Annotated in this window: 11 protein-coding genes; 6 read left to right on the forward strand and 5 right to left on the reverse strand. The window is 72.8% G+C overall.

The features are described 5' to 3' along the window. Nucleotides 1-154 precede the first annotated feature (154 nt). The 5 genes from ACWGIS_RS27985 to ACWGIS_RS28005 are packed head-to-tail and all read right to left on the reverse strand — an operon-like array spanning nucleotide 155 to nucleotide 5,822. Nucleotides 155-1,465: a DUF58 domain-containing protein gene (locus tag ACWGIS_RS27985; RefSeq protein ID WP_453365223.1), complete on the reverse strand. Its 1,311-nt coding sequence runs from the start codon at nucleotides 1,463-1,465 to the stop codon at nucleotides 155-157. After that, nucleotides 1,465-2,454: an AAA family ATPase gene (locus ACWGIS_RS27990; protein WP_453365259.1), complete on the reverse strand. Its 990-nt coding sequence runs from the start codon at nucleotides 2,452-2,454 to the stop codon at nucleotides 1,465-1,467. The genes ACWGIS_RS27985 and ACWGIS_RS27990 overlap by 1 nt, the downstream gene beginning before the upstream one ends. Next, on the reverse strand, nucleotides 2,454-3,641 hold the full coding sequence (locus ACWGIS_RS27995) for a DUF4350 domain-containing protein (protein ID WP_453365224.1): 1,188 nt from the start codon (nucleotides 3,639-3,641) through the stop codon (nucleotides 2,454-2,456). Before ACWGIS_RS27995 ends, ACWGIS_RS27990 begins: the two co-directional genes overlap by 1 nt. Further along, a complete protein-coding gene (locus ACWGIS_RS28000) occupies nucleotides 3,638-4,444 on the reverse strand; it encodes a DUF4129 domain-containing protein (protein WP_453365225.1) in 807 nt (268 codons plus the stop codon). Before ACWGIS_RS28000 ends, ACWGIS_RS27995 begins: the two co-directional genes overlap by 4 nt. A gap of 4 nt (nucleotides 4,445-4,448) precedes the next feature. Continuing rightward, complete coding sequence (locus tag ACWGIS_RS28005) at nucleotides 4,449-5,822, reverse strand: hypothetical protein (protein WP_453365226.1); 1,374 nt, start codon at nucleotides 5,820-5,822, stop codon at nucleotides 4,449-4,451. 140 nt (nucleotides 5,823-5,962) lie between these two features. On the opposite strand from ACWGIS_RS28005, the gene mtnA reads away from it, so the two are divergent. From mtnA to hpf, 6 genes are all read left to right on the forward strand, one after another. Then, nucleotides 5,963-7,111: an S-methyl-5-thioribose-1-phosphate isomerase gene (gene mtnA / locus ACWGIS_RS28010; protein ID WP_453365227.1), complete on the forward strand. Its 1,149-nt coding sequence runs from the start codon at nucleotides 5,963-5,965 to the stop codon at nucleotides 7,109-7,111. A 304-nt stretch (nucleotides 7,112-7,415) separates the two neighbouring features. Further along, nucleotides 7,416-8,105 carry a two-component system response regulator MtrA gene (gene mtrA, locus ACWGIS_RS28015; RefSeq protein WP_220784158.1) on the forward strand — a complete coding sequence of 230 codons (690 nt, stop codon included), beginning with the start codon at nucleotides 7,416-7,418 and terminating at the stop codon, nucleotides 8,103-8,105. Between the two features lies 1 nt (nucleotide 8,106). Further along, nucleotides 8,107-10,170: an MtrAB system histidine kinase MtrB gene (mtrB, locus tag ACWGIS_RS28020; protein WP_453365228.1), complete on the forward strand. Its 2,064-nt coding sequence runs from the start codon at nucleotides 8,107-8,109 to the stop codon at nucleotides 10,168-10,170. Continuing rightward, nucleotides 10,160-11,989, forward strand: coding sequence for an LpqB family beta-propeller domain-containing protein (locus ACWGIS_RS28025; protein WP_453365229.1), 1,830 nt, complete (start codon nucleotides 10,160-10,162; stop codon nucleotides 11,987-11,989). Before mtrB ends, ACWGIS_RS28025 begins: the two co-directional genes overlap by 11 nt. Before the next feature lie 127 nt (nucleotides 11,990-12,116). Next, the gene (locus tag ACWGIS_RS28030; protein ID WP_453365230.1) at nucleotides 12,117-13,061 is read left to right on the forward strand and encodes a ComF family protein; all 945 of its coding nucleotides are present in this window, start codon (nucleotides 12,117-12,119) and stop codon (nucleotides 13,059-13,061) included. A 315-nt stretch (nucleotides 13,062-13,376) separates the two neighbouring features. Further along, complete coding sequence (gene hpf, locus ACWGIS_RS28035) at nucleotides 13,377-14,069, forward strand: ribosome hibernation-promoting factor, HPF/YfiA family (RefSeq protein ID WP_453365231.1); 693 nt, start codon at nucleotides 13,377-13,379, stop codon at nucleotides 14,067-14,069. Nucleotides 14,070-14,073 lie beyond the last annotated feature (4 nt).

Genomic DNA, 14,073 nt, shown 5'->3' on the forward strand with positions numbered 1-14,073 from the left:
GGGACCCTGTGGGAGAGTAGGACGCCGCCGAACAAATATTGAAGAAAACCCCCGTACCGGGGATACCGGTACGGGGGTTTTCTGCGTTGTACGTGCGCGATATTCAATAAAGGGGTGCCTCTGTCACAGAGGCACCCCTTTATCGCTTCTGTTGCTACAGGCGGCCGGCGGATTTCAGGGCCAGGTAGGCGTCGGCGAGAGTGGGGGCCAGGTCCTCCGGGGTGGCGTCGACGACCGTGACGCCGTGGCGGCGCAACTGGTCGGCGGTGCGACGGCGTTCCGTCTGGGCCTGAGCCGCCGCCGCTGCCTCGTACACGGCATCCGCTCCGCCTCTGGCGGTCGCCATTCGGGCGATGTGCGGGTCGGCCACGGAGGCAACGAGCAGCGTATGGCGCTGGGTGAGACGGGACAGTACGGGGAGCAGGCCTTCCTCGATGGGCGCCGCGTCGAGGCTGGTCAACAGGACGATCAAGGACCGGCGGGGAGCCGTACGGAGCGCTGTCGCGGTGAGGCCGCGGGCGTCAGTCTCGACGAGTTCCGGTTCCACGGTGGCCATCGCGTTGACCAGGGAAGGAAGGACGTCGCCCGCCGAGCGGCCCTGGACGAGGGCCCGTACGCGGCGGTCGTACGCGAGGAGATCCACGCGGTCGCCGGCACGGGAGGCCAGGGCGGCCAGGAGAAGGGCCGCGTCCATGGAGGCGTCGAGGCGCGGGGCGTCGCCGACGCGGCCGGCTGACGTGCGGCCCGTGTCGAGGACCAGAAGGATGTGACGGTCGCGCTCGGGGCGCCACGTGCGGACGGCGACCGTGGTCTGCCGGGCGGTGGCACGCCAATCGATGGAGCGGGTGTCGTCTCCGGGGACGTATTCGCGCAGGCTGTCGAACTCCGTTCCCTCACCGCGCGTCAGGACGCTGGTGCGGCCGTCGAGTTCGCGCAGTCGGGCCAGCTTGGAGGGCAGGTGCTTCCTGCTGGTGAACGGGGGCAGGACTCGTACGGTCCATGGGACCTGGTGGCTGCCCTGGCGGGAGAAGAGGCCCAGCGGGCCGAAGGAACGGATCGTGATCCGGTCCGCCTGACGGTCGCCGCGCCGGGTGGGGCGCAGCCGGGTGGTGACGCGGCGGCGTTCGCCCGCGGGGACCGTCAGGCGGTGCCGGGACGCCTCGACCTCGGTGCCGGGGGTCCAGCTGCTGGGGGGCCAGGCGTCACGGAGCTGGGCGCGCAGGGGGCGGCCGGACGGGTTGGTGACCGTGAGGGTGACGTCGGCGGTCTCCCCGAGGCGTACCGAGGTGTCGCCGGAGCGTGCCAGGCCCAGTTTGCGGACCGGCGCGGCGAGGGCGAAGTCGCACGCGCAGGCGAGGGCCAGCGGTGCGTTGACGGCGAGGATGCCCGTCCAGCCGGGTTCCCAGATGCCGACGGGCAGGGAGCCGAGAGCCGCCAGGAGCGCGGCGCGACCGGTGAGTGCCATCAGCGCGGGACGGGGACGTGGGTGAGGATCGCGTTGATGACGGAGTCGGCCGTCACACCCTCCATCTCGGCCTCGGGACGGAGCTGGATCCGGTGCCGCAGGGTGGGCAGGGCGAGAGCCTTCACGTCGTCCGGGATGACGTAGTCGCGGCCCGTCAGCCAGGCCCAGGCGCGGGCCGTGGCGAGGAGGGCCGTCGCTCCTCGGGGGGAGACACCGAGGGTCAGGGACGGCGACTCGCGGGTGGCGCGGCAGATGTCGACGACGTAGCCGGTGATCTCGGGGGACACGGCGGTCTTGGCGACGGCGTCGCGGGCGGCCTCCAGGTCGGCCGGGCCTGCCACGGGCCGTATGCCGGCGGCGCGCAGGTCGCGCGGGTTGAAACCCTCGGCGTGCCGGGTGAGGACGTTGATCTCGTCCTCGCGGGAGGGCAGCGGGATCGTCAGCTTGAGGAGGAAGCGGTCCAGCTGGGCCTCGGGCAGGGGGTACGTGCCCTCGTACTCGACCGGGTTCTGGGTCGCGGCGACCAGGAACGGCTCAGGGAGAGGGCGCGGCGTGCCGTCCACCGTGACCTGGCGCTCCTCCATGGCTTCGAGGAGGGACGACTGGGTCTTGGGCGGGGTGCGGTTGATCTCGTCGGCCAGGAGGAGGTTCGTGAAGACCGGGCCCGGCTGGAAGGAGAACTCTGCGGTGCGGGAGTCGAAGACGAGGGAGCCGGTGACGTCGCTCGGCATCAGGTCCGGAGTGAACTGGACGCGCTTGGTGTCGAGCTCCAGCGCGGACGCGAGGGCGCGGACGAGCAACGTTTTGGCCACCCCGGGGACTCCTTCGAGGAGAACGTGTCCACGGCAGAGGAGGGCGACGACGAGACCGGTCACGGCGGGGTCCTGGCCGACCACGGCTTTGGCGATCTCGGCGCGCAGGGCTTCCAGGGAGGAGCGGGCGGCGCCCGGGTCCCCGGCGTACCCGGCGTTGTCAGTGGTCGGGTCCATCATGAATGGCGTACCTCTCTTTCGAGGGCGTCGAGTTGGTCGGCGAGTGAGATGAGGGCCGCGTCGTCGCCGGGCGGCGGGCCGAAGAGCAGGGCGTGCAGGGTCTGTCCGTCGCCCAGGAGGTGGGCGGACAGAGCGGGGAGCAGGGCCTCGGGCGCGTGCGCCTGGGCGGGGGAGACACCGACGAGGGGGGCGAGGCGGGTGCGGGTGGTGGAGCGCAGAGCGTCGGCCGCGCGGTCGCGGGCGTCGGCCTTGCGGTAGAGGCGGGCGCGGCCTTCGACGGTCTCGGAGGCGCGGATCGCCACGGGGAGCCGCTCGGGTACGAGGGGGCCGAGCCGGCGTGCCCGCCAGAGGGCGGCGAGGGCTGCCGCGATGAAGAGCTGCAGTGTGCCCCAGAGCCAGCCCGAGGGGAGCAGGTCGAAGAAGCTGCGCTCGGCCTCGTCGTCGGCCGAGGTGTCCGAGAGTGAGGGGAGGTACCAGACCACATGGGAGCGGGAACCGAGCAGTTGCAGGGCGAGGGAGGCGTTGCCCTGCTCGTCGAGGCGGTCGTTGAGGAGGATGTCGGGGGCGCCGAGCAGGACGGTGTCGCCCTGGGCGGTCGACGGGACGCGCAGCAGGGTGGGCAGGCCCTCGCTGAGGTAGCAGGAGTCGGCGTCGAGATCGGTGCGGTAGCGCATCCCGCCGGTGTCGGCGGTGCCCGCGCGGCGGGCGGCGGGCAGGTCGCAGCCGGGGGAGAGCGTCGAGTCGAAGCTGGTCGCGAGGTCCGCGGTGACTCCGGGCACGAGGGTGCCGACGGAGGGCGGGCCGGGGGCGACCAGGACCGTGCGGCCACCGGAGTCCTCGGTCGCCCTGCGCAGCATGCTCTGCTGTTGCTCGGTCAGCAGGTCGGGGACGGCGACGAGGAGGGTGGTGTCGGGGCCGGCGGCGTCGCGGGCCTCACCCGCGGTGGTGACCACGCGCGTGGACACCCCGCGGTCGGCGAGGAGTTCGGCGACGGCGCGGCTGCCGTTGGTGTCTGCGGAGCGCGGGTCGAGGCGGCCGTGCTGGGCGTTCGAGCGGACGGCGGCGATCGCGACGGCTGCCACCAGGAGTGCCACGAGGGCGAGGACGACACCGCGCGAGCGGGTCCACACCTGGCTGGCGGTGGGCGAGACCGAGGTGGACGTGGGCATGGCCTCGGTGGTCATCCGGTGACCTCCTGGCCGGCGTCGTGGGCCGCGTTGCCGGCGAGGGCGGGTCTCGTGCGCTCCAGGTCGCCGTCGAGGGCCGCGAGCCGGCGGTACGTCGCTTCGGTGGCCGAGCGTCCGCCGTACGTGACGTCGTCGAAGTCCCGGGCGGCGGCGCGCAGTCGGTCGGTGTGCGAGGGCAGGGTGCGGCCCGCTTCCGCGGCGGCCTCGTCCGCGGTGCGGCCGGGGCGGGGGTCGAGCAGGGCGCGTTCCTCCAGGGAGCGGACGACGGCGCGCATGCGTTCCTGGACCGCCTGGTTCCAGTGGCCCTGGGCGGCGTGCGCCTCGGCGGCCGCGCGGTGTTCGGCGGCGCTGCGGGGACGGTCGTCGAAGAGCACGGCGGACGAGGTGGCGGCCCGGCGGGGGGTGCCCAGGCGCCACCACAGCGCGCCGACCACGGCCAGCACGGCGAGCACGATCACCACGAAGCCCAAGGCGCCTCCGGGGGTGGCGTCCGAGGTGGCGCCGAGCAGTTTGCCGAGCCACTCCCAGAAGGCGTCCAGCGCGCGCTGGAAGAGGCTCGGCTCGTTCTCGTGGTACATGCCCTTGGACAGCTCGCGCCGGGCGGCCTCCCGTGCGGGGTCCCGCTCGGTGGTCACCGGTGGTTCGCCGCCGGAGCGGGCCAGGGACAGGACGGCCCCCAGCCCGCCGCGCGGTGACGTGAGCACGCCCGTGTCGCCGGTGTGCGACAGGTACCGCAGGGCGGCGCCGGCGGTGCGTGGCAGCGCCGGCGCCGCTGTGAGAACTCCCCCCGTCGGACTCACCGCATCAGCTCCCCGCTGTCGCGCCGGGGGCGCCCGTGCCGTAGCCCTGGACGCCGGCCGCGCCGGCCAGGTGCATGTCGAGGGCCTCGCGGCGGATGCGCTGGTCGATGTACAGGAGCACCGTCACGCCTGCGGTGATCGGGAAGGTGAGCGTGGATCCGATCACCGCGCCGATGCCGCTGACGACGAGGAACGTCCAGCCGAGGTCACCGGTGCCGTTGACGAAGCCACCGATGCCGTCGCCGCTGAAGGCGGCGGCGAGGAGGGCGAAGGGGATCACGATGATCGAGGACACGATGTTCGCGATGACGCTCGCGAGGAGCTGGATGCCGAAGATCCGCCACCAGGAGCCGCGCACCAGCTTCACGGAGCGGTTCAGCGACTGCTTGACGGTGCCCTTCTCCAGCATCAGGGCGGGCGAGGCGAGCGAGAAGCGGACCAGCAGCCAGATGGCGAGGACGGTCGCCCCGAGGCCGCCGACGACGGCGAGAGCGGCGCCGGGTCCGGTGGCTCCGGCGACGGCGATCAGGATGCCGGGCAGGGTGCCCACGGCGACGATCCCGACTCCGATGAACAGCAGGAGGAAGACCAGGCCGAACAGCTTCGCCAGCCGGGGACGTGCATCGCGCCACGCCTCCGCCGTGGTCACCGACTTGCCGAGCACGGCGCGGCTGGTCACGGTCGTGAGCAGGGCCGTGGCGAAGACGGTGCCGACGAGGCTGATCAGGGCGACGGTCCCGGAGCTGAGCATGATGTCGCCGAAGGCGCGGCCGAGCTCCCCGGCGGTGGCGCTCGGGTCGTCCAGGACGTCGGAGCCGGCACTCTCGTCCAGGACGAGGCCCCGGAGCAGGACGACGATGATCTCGGTGACGACGGCGACGGTCAGGGAGATCCCGAGGACCGTGCGCCAGTACGTGCGCATGGTGGAGACGGCGCCGTCGAGGATCTCGCCGACGCCCAGCGGGCGCAGCGGGATCACCCCGGGCTTGGCCGCGGGCGGCGGGCCTCCCCAGCCGCCGGGTCCCGGGTAGCCGTAGGGGCTCCCGTAACCGGGGATGCCGTAGCCCGGGCCGCCGGGGCCGGGAGCGCCGTAGCCGGGGCCGCCGTGACCGGGACCGCCGTAGCCGCCGGGGCCCGCGGGGGGTGCGCCCCAGCCCTGGCCGGGCGGCGGCGGGGGCGGCGTGGGGCCCTGTGGCGGGCTCTGGGGGGCCGGAGCGCTCCACTGGCCGGGCGGGGGCTGCTCCTTGGACCAGTTGGACGGGGAGTCGCTCTGGTCCGCGCCGTTCTGGTCCGTGGGCCGCGCAGGGCCGGTACGGTCCGGCTCCTGCCCGTCGGAGGGGGCGGATCCGGGCGAGGCCCAGCCCGGAGTGTCGTTCATCGTCGCTCCTTCACGGTGCCCGTCCGCGGTCGCCGCGGCAGGTTGGCAGCCATCGTGCCACGGCGTGCGCGTCGGGGGACCGGGGGTCGTCTGGGCTGTACACCTTCAATAGTCGGCCGGGTACGGGGCAGACTGGGCGAATGGCTGATCAGTACGCGCACACCCGCGAAGACAACCGGCCGACGGAGATACCGGTGATCCGCTGGGAGGAACCACCGGAGGGCCCCGTGCTGGTCCTCCTCGACCAGACGAGGCTGCCGGCCGAGGAGGTCGAGCTGGTCTGCACCGACGCCCCCGCGCTGGTGGAGGCGATCCGTACGCTCGCGGTGCGCGGGGCGCCGCTCCTCGGCATCGCCGGGGCGTACGGTGTCGCGCTCGCCGCCGTACGCGGCTTCGACGTGGAGGACGCCGCCCAGGCGCTCGCCGGTGCCCGGCCCACCGCCGCGAACCTCGCCGTCGGGGTGAACAGGGCGCTGTCCGCGTACCGGGCCGCGCTCGCCGGTGGCGGCGGTCAGGTGCAGGCCGCCGACGCGGCGCTCACCGCGGCGCGGGCCGTGCACCAGGAGGACGCCCAGGCCAGTGCACGTATGGCCGCGCACGGCCTGGCGCTCCTGGAGGAGCTGCTGCCCGGCGGAGGGCACCGGATCCTGACGCACTGCAACACCGGGGCGCTGGTGTCGGGCGGGGAGGGCACGGCGTTCGCGGTCGCTCTGGCGGCGCACCGGGCCGGGCAGCTGCGGCGGCTGTGGGTGGACGAGACGCGGCCGTTGCTGCAGGGCGCGAGGCTGACGGCGTACGAGGCGGCGCGCAAGGACATGGCGTACACGCTGCTCACGGACAGCGCGGCCGGGTCCCTGTTCGCGGCCGGGGAGGTGGACGCGGTGCTGGTCGGGGCGGACCGGATCGCGGCGGACGGTTCGGTGGCGAACAAGGTGGGGAGTTATCCGCTCGCCGTGCTGGCCCGCTACCACCACGTGCCGTTCATCGTGGTGGCGCCGGTGACGACGGTGGACGTGGGGACTCCCGACGGTGCCTCCATCGAGGTCGAGCAGCGCGGGGGGCATGAAGTGACGGAGATCACAGCGCCGCAGGTGCCGGTGGCGGGCGTTGAGGCGGGAGGCGGGATACCGGTGGCGCCCCTGGGGACCCAGGCGTACAACCCCGCGTTCGACGTGACGCCGCCCGAGCTGGTGACGGCGATCGTCACCGAGGAGGGCGTGGTGTCGCCGGTGACGGGGGAGGCGCTCGCCGAGCTGTGTGCCCGCTCACGTCAGACGACGACCGGCTGAGGACGGCGCCGCGCTCGTCGACGTGTCCGGCCCTCCCTGTCGCGCTGCGGTGCCTCGCGGAGCGGGGGCCGGTCCGAGGGGGTGGGGCCGTCTGGCCCTAGGGGGCGAGTGCCCTACGGGGGCCGGGAGCGCGGCCGAAATCGGACTGTCGCGCGCGGAGAGGCGGGCCGGGCATGTTTGATCCGGTGCGGGTCGCCGGGGCCGGTGGCCGGGAGCGAGGGCAGACAGTGACGACCGGATACGACTATCGTCACAGGCCAGTGACCTTGTTCACCACTGCCTTCACCAATGTTACGAGAATGGGATGATGTCGTTTATGAAGGGACGAGTCCTTGTCGTCGATGACGACACCGCACTGGCCGAGATGCTCGGCATCGTGCTGCGTGGTGAAGGTTTTGAGCCGTCTTTCGTAGCCGACGGCGACAAGGCGCTGGCCGCTTTCCGTGAGACCAAGCCCGATCTGGTGCTCCTGGACCTGATGCTGCCCGGACGGGACGGCATCGAGGTGTGCCGCCTGATCAGGGCGGAGTCCGGGGTACCGATCGTGATGCTCACGGCCAAGAGCGACACCGTCGATGTCGTGGTCGGTCTCGAGTCGGGCGCCGACGACTACATCGTGAAGCCGTTCAAGCCGAAGGAGCTGGTGGCCCGGATCCGGGCGCGCCTGCGGCGTTCCGAGGAGCCAGCTCCCGAGCAGCTCACCATCGGTGACCTGGTCATCGACGTGGCCGGTCACTCCGTGAAGCGGGAGGGGCAGTCCATCGCCCTGACGCCGCTGGAGTTCGACCTCCTGGTGGCGCTGGCCCGCAAGCCCTGGCAGGTGTTCACGCGCGAGGTGCTCCTGGAGCAGGTGTGGGGCTACCGGCACGCGGCGGACACCCGCCTCGTCAACGTCCATGTCCAGAGGCTTCGCTCCAAGGTCGAGAAGGACCCGGAGCGGCCGGAGATCGTGGTGACCGTCCGTGGTGTCGGCTACAAGGCCGGACCGAGCTGACATGTCCAGGGACAGTGCCGCTTCGGCGCCCGGACAGCCGGGGGCTCGTGCGGAGCGGCCTGTCGGTCGGAGGACCGCCGGCTCCCGCTGGGGACGTCTCGTCCCGGGCGGGCTGCTCCAGGGCGGGGTCCAGGGCAGCCCGGTTCTCCGCCTGTTCATGCGCTGGGTGCGCAGGCCGCTGCTGCCGGTCATGCGGCTGTGGCGGCGCAACATCCAGCTCAAGATCGTGGTCACGACGCTGCTGATGTCGCTCGGCGTGGTGCTGCTGCTCGGCTTCGTCGTCATCGGGCAGGTGCGCAACGGCCTGCTCGACGCGAAGGTGCGGGCGTCGCAGAGCCAGGCCACCGGCGGGTTCGCCGTGGCCAAGCAGAAGGCCGACACGGCCGCGGCGTCGAGCGGTGGCGGCTCGGACGCCGAGGTCCGCTCCGCGCAGAGCGTCAGCCCGCAGTGGATGAGCAACCTCGTGGAGTCGCTGTCCAGCGGCGGCCAGGGTGCCTTCGACGTGGTGACGCTCAGCGCGTCCGGCGCGACCGGTGACGAGAGCGGGGGGCGCGGTCCGCGCGCGTCGGGCAACGTCGACCCGGCGGCGAGCGTGCCGGAGGACCTGCGGCGCCGCGTCGACACGAGCATGGTCGCCGCCCAGAGCTACACCCGTGTCGTCTACACGGACGAGAAGGACTCCCAGCCGGCGCTGGTCATCGGCAAGCAGGTCAACGACCCCAAGGGCGACCCGTACCAGCTGTACTACCTCTTCCCGCTGACGCAGGAGGAGAAGTCGCTGAGCCTGGTCAAGGGCACGCTGGCGACCGCCGGGCTGTTCGTCGTGGTGCTGCTCGGGGCCATCGCCTGGCTCGTGGTGCGCCAGGTCGTCACGCCGGTGCGGATGGCGGCGGGGATCGCCGAGCGGCTGTCGGCCGGGCGCCTCCAGGAACGGATGAAGGTCACCGGCGAGGACGACATCGCACGGCTGGGCGAGGCCTTCAACAAGATGGCGCAGAGCCTGCAGCTGAAGATCCAGCAGCTGGAGGACCTGTCGCGGATGCAGCGGCGGTTCGTCTCCGACGTGTCGCACGAGCTGCGTACGCCGCTGACGACCGTGCGGATGGCGGCGGACGTCATCCACGACGCGCGCGCGGACTTCGATCCGATGACCGCGCGCTCCGCCGAGCTGCTCGCCGACCAGCTGGACCGGTTCGAGACGCTGCTCGCGGATCTACTGGAGATCAGCCGCTTCGACGCGGGCGCGGCGGCCCTGGAGGCCGAGCCGATAGACCTGCGCGAGGTCGTGCGCCGGGTCATCAGCGGGGCCGAGCCGCTCGCCGAGCGCAAGGGCAGCCGCATACGCGTCGTGGGGGACCAGCAGCCCGTGGTCGCCGAGGCGGACGCCCGGCGCGTGGAGCGCGTGCTGCGCAACCTCGTCGTCAACGCCGTGGAGCACGGCGACGGCAAGGACGTCGTGGTCAAGCTCGCCTCGGCGGGCGGCGCGGTCGCGATCGCGGTGCGCGACTACGGCGTGGGCCTCAAGCCCGGTGAGGCGACCCGGGTCTTCAGCCGCTTCTGGCGGGCGGACCCGGCACGCGCGCGTACCACCGGCGGCACCGGACTCGGTCTGTCCATCGCCCTGGAGGACGCCCGGCTGCACGGCGGCTGGCTGCAGGCGTGGGGCGAGCCGGGCGGCGGCTCGCAGTTCCGGCTGACGCTGCCGCGGACGGCGGACGAGCCGCTCAGGGGGTCACCGATACCCCTGGAGCCCAAGGACTCGCGGCGCAACCGAGGACTGGTCGACGCCGGCCTGCCGCGCGGCGGGGGCGCCAAGCTGGCCACGGTGCCCGTCCAGCCGTCCGGCGAGAGCGCTTCGGCCCGTGCGGCCATGGCGGCGCGCCAGGGCGCAGCGACGCCCACCGCAGACCCGACGGCGCTCCCGGGCAACGGCGCGCGCGTGGTCCCGCGGCCCGCCCGCCGGCCGGACCCCTCGCGGCCGGCCGCGGGCGACGACGGGACAGCGTCCGGCGAGGGCCGCAGAACGGACGACGTCGAGGAAGGGAAGGCATTTCGTGGGCGCTGAGGGGGGAGGCCGCCGGCGCCCGCTGCGGGTCGGTGTGTACGTCGGCTGCGGTGCCGTACTGCTGGCCGGATGCGCCTCGATGCCGGACAGCGGGGACCTGCGCGACGTCGAGTCCACGCCGCGCCAGGAGGCGCAGGTGCGGGTGTTCGCCATGCCGCCGCGGGACGACGCCCGGCCCGAGGAGATCGTGCAGGGCTTCCTGGAGGCGCTGACCAGCGACGACCCGCAGTACGAGACGGCGCGCAAGTACCTGACCGAGAGCGCCCGGCGCACGTGGAAGCCGTACCAGTCGACGACCGTGCTGGCCGACGGCCCGAACACCGTGACGCAGCACAGCGGGGCCCGCGACGGCAGCCAGGACTACGTCTTCACGCTGACCGGTGCCAAGGTCGCGACCGTGGACGCGCAGCACGCGTACGCGCCCGACGGCGGCACGTACAAGAAGTCGGTGTACCTCACGCAGCAGAAGGACAGGCAGTGGCGCATCGACGGGCTGCCGCAGGGTGTCCTGATGGGCGCGTCCGACTTCCAGCGCAACTACCAGTCGGTCAACAAGTACTACTTCGCCTCGTCCGTGCCCGCCGGCTCGGGCGGCCGGCCGGGTGCCGTCGCCGACCCGATCTACGTGCGCAAGGAGGTCGACCCGATGACCGAGACGGTCCGGGCGCTCCTGCGGGGGCCCACGCGCTGGCTCGACCCGGTGGTGCGGTCGAGCTTCCCCTCCAGCACCGCCCTGAGGAAGGGCGTCCGCTCGCTCACGCCCGACGACCAGAACAAGCTGACGGTGCCACTGAACGCGAAGGCCGACCACGTCGGCCAGGCCCAGTGCACCAAGATGGCGGCGCAACTGCTGTTCACGCTCAAGAACCTGACGCCCACCGGGGTGGACGAGGTGGAGCTGGAGCGGTCCGACGGCTCGCAGCTGTGCGTGCTCGGTGACGACCGGGCCGGGACGGTCGCGTCGCACGGACCCGAGAAGCCGCCGGAGTACCAGTACTTCATCGACGCCAAGCAGCGGCTGGTGCGGCTCCTCGCCGCCGGAAGCGGCAAGGACCCGGAACCGGTGCCCGGCGCGCTGGGCGAGGGCGACAAGGCGCTGCGCGCCGCCGCGGTCTCGCGCGGCGAGGAGAGTGCGGCCGGAGTGTCGCTCGACGGGCGTTCGCTCTACGTGGGGTCGCTGGTGTCGGGCGGTTCGCTCGGCGAGGCGGTGCTGCGCAGCGAGGGCAAGACCGAGGACGAACGGCTGACGACGCCCAGCTGGGACGCGTCGGGCGACCTGTGGGTGGCCGACCGCGACCCGGAGAAGTCCCGGCTGTTCCTGCTGGAGGGCGGCGCGGGCGAGCCGGTCACGGTCAGGACGCCGCAGCTCGACGGTCGCATCAAGGCGGTGCGGGTCGCCGCCGACGGGGTGCGCATCGCCCTGATCGTGGAGAAGGACGGCCGGACGTCCCTGCAGATCGGCCGGATCGAGCGCGAGGGCAAGAACGGTGAGCGCCCCGGCGTCTCCATTCTCGAACTGCGTTCCGCGACCCCGCAGCTGGAAGAGGTCACGGCCATGTCGTGGGCCGCCGACAGCCAACTGGTCGTGGTGGGGCGGGAGTCGGGCGGAGTGCAGCAGATGCGCTACGTCCAGGTCGACGGGTCGACGCCGCTGCGCAGCCTGCCGTCGGCGCTGACCGGCGTGAAGGAGATCGCCGCGTCCGAGGACGAACAGCAGCCGCTGGTGGCGTACTCGGTGGACGGGATCGTGCGGCTGTCGTCGGCGTCGCAGTGGCAGAAGGTCGTCAAGGAGGGCTCGGCGCCCGTCTATCCCGGGTAGCGCACGCCGTCTCGTACCGGGCTGCGGACTCGTACGGGTGACGGCCGTGGACTGTCGCGCGACGTTGTCCACAGGGAGTTGTCCACAGAGCCCGCGGGCCCGCCCGGATGACGGCACAGTGGTGGGCATGCGGGGGTGGTGGCGGGATCTCACCGACCTGGTGCTGCCGGCCGAGTGCGGAGGCTGCGGACGACCTCGCACGGTGCTCTGCCCCGAGTGCCGTGCGACTCTCCGCGAGTCCGCGCCGTGCCGGGTGCGACCGGTGCCGGAGCCGGCGGGGCTGCCCGTGGTGCACGCGGCGGCTCCCTACGAGGACGAGGTGCGGGCCGTGCTCCTCGCCCACAAGGAGCGGGGCGCGCTCGCACTCGCGGGTCCCCTCGGGGCGGCGCTGGCGGCGGCCGTGCGGGCGGGGCAGGCGCAGCGGGAGCCGGAGGTGGGGCCCGCCGGGCTCCTGACCGGGCCGGGCGGCGCGCCGGCAGTCCAGGTCGCCGGCCGTCCGGGGGCGCTCCAGGGGCCCGTCCTGCTCGTTCCCGTGCCGTCCGCGCGCCGGGCGGTGCGGGCCCGGGGGCACGACCCCGCCCGGCGGATCGCGCTCGCGGCCGCGGGGGAGCTGCGCCGCGGCGGGACGGCGGCCAGGGTGCTCGGCGTGCTGCGGCAGCGGCGTCGTGTGGCCGATCAGTCGGGGCTCAACGCCAGGGAGCGGCTGGACAATCTGGCCGGTGCCCTGGAGGTGGTGCCCGGTGCCGCCGGGCTGCTCGCCGGGGCCGCCCGGGTCGTGCTCGTCGACGACCTGATGACCACCGGTGCCTCGCTGGCGGAGGCGGCGCGGGCGGTGCGGGAGGCGACGTCGGCGCGGGTGGGGGACGCACGCGCGTACGTCGCGGGAACACGGGCACGATCCGAAGTGCCGGTGATCCGCGAAAGGGCGGGGACGGCGGACCAGGAGGAAGATCGAAGGGTGAGCCGAAGAGAACCGACGGACGCCGGCCTGACCGCGGAACTCGCCGCGGGAGAGATCGGTGCGGCGGTGGTCGCGGCCTCACCGGACGCTTTCGAAATAAACCGGAACTGACTGGAAAGTTGCATCGTTGCAGCTAATGAGCAGGCCAATTCACCTGAACGGAGGTGTGCCGCAGTAGAGGGTGACGTCATCCGTCCGGGCGAGATATGTTCGGTTGTGAGGCAATGGCGCAGGCCGTACCTCGCCCATCCGAATGCCGTGCCGCGGGTTTTCCTCAATCACCCGCACCGGTGGGGTGGAGATCTTGTCCGCGGGGGAGGAGGAGGTGAAAGTCACCGAGTCCGAGGTTCCGGGACTTACCGGAGCCTGGTGCAAGAGGGAGAGGCTCCGCCGGCAGAGCGGGGCCATCCGGGAACGGAGTTCTGCGTGGACATCGTCGTCAAGGGCCGCAAGACCGAGGTGCCCGAGCGGTTCCGCAAGCACGTGGCCGAGAAGCTGAAGCTGGAGAAGATCCAGAAGCTCGATGGCAAGGTGATCAGCCTCGACGTCGAGGTGTCCAAGGAGCCCAACCCGAGGCAGGCAGACCGCTGTGACCGAGTGGAGATCACGCTCCGCTCGCGCGGTCCGGTCATCCGGGCGGAGGCAGCGGCAAATGATCCGTATGCGGCTCTCGATCTGGCGGCGGACAAGCTCGAGGCGCGGCTGCGCAAGCAGCACGACAAGCGCCACACGCGCCGTGGGGCCGGCAGGCTCTCGGCGGCCGAGGTCGCCGACACGGTGCCGGACGCGGCGACGTTGAACGGCGACGGCAGCGTCGTCCACGAGGAGCCGTCGGACGGTGTGCCGACCAAGAAGATCGGTTCGCTCGAGGTCATGGGCGAAGGCCCCCTCGTCGTACGCGAGAAGACCCACGTGGCCGCCCCGATGACGCTCGACCAGGCGCTCTACGAGATGGAGCTGGTCGGGCACGACTTCTACCTGTTCGTCGACTCCGAGACGAAGGAACCGAGTGTCGTCTACCGGCGGCACGCGTACGACTACGGCGTCATCCACCTCAACACGGACCCGATGGTCGCCCAGGCCGACTCGGCCGCGCCGGGCGGTGCGCTCGGCGGCTGACCTC

The organism is Streptomyces sp. NPDC054842 (assembly GCF_053611025.1).

What these genes read in the sequence shown, in the direction of transcription:
- mtrB (WP_453365228.1), top strand. Translation starts at nt 8,107, where the DNA reads ATGTCCAGGGACAGTGCCGCTTCGGCGCCCGGACAGCCGGGGGCTCGT.
- ACWGIS_RS28005 (WP_453365226.1), bottom strand. Translation starts at nt 5,822, where the DNA reads ATGAACGACACTCCGGGCTGGGCCTCGCCCGGATCCGCCCCCTCCGAC.
- ACWGIS_RS27990 (WP_453365259.1), bottom strand. Translation starts at nt 2,454, where the DNA reads ATGGACCCGACCACTGACAACGCCGGGTACGCCGGGGACCCGGGCGCC.
- mtnA (WP_453365227.1), top strand. Translation starts at nt 5,963, where the DNA reads ATGGCTGATCAGTACGCGCACACCCGCGAAGACAACCGGCCGACGGAG.
- ACWGIS_RS27995 (WP_453365224.1), bottom strand. Translation starts at nt 3,641, where the DNA reads ATGACCACCGAGGCCATGCCCACGTCCACCTCGGTCTCGCCCACCGCC.
- ACWGIS_RS28030 (WP_453365230.1), top strand. Translation starts at nt 12,117, where the DNA reads ATGCGGGGGTGGTGGCGGGATCTCACCGACCTGGTGCTGCCGGCCGAG.
- ACWGIS_RS27985 (WP_453365223.1), bottom strand. Translation starts at nt 1,465, where the DNA reads ATGGCACTCACCGGTCGCGCCGCGCTCCTGGCGGCTCTCGGCTCCCTG.
- mtrA (WP_220784158.1), top strand. Translation starts at nt 7,416, where the DNA reads ATGATGTCGTTTATGAAGGGACGAGTCCTTGTCGTCGATGACGACACC.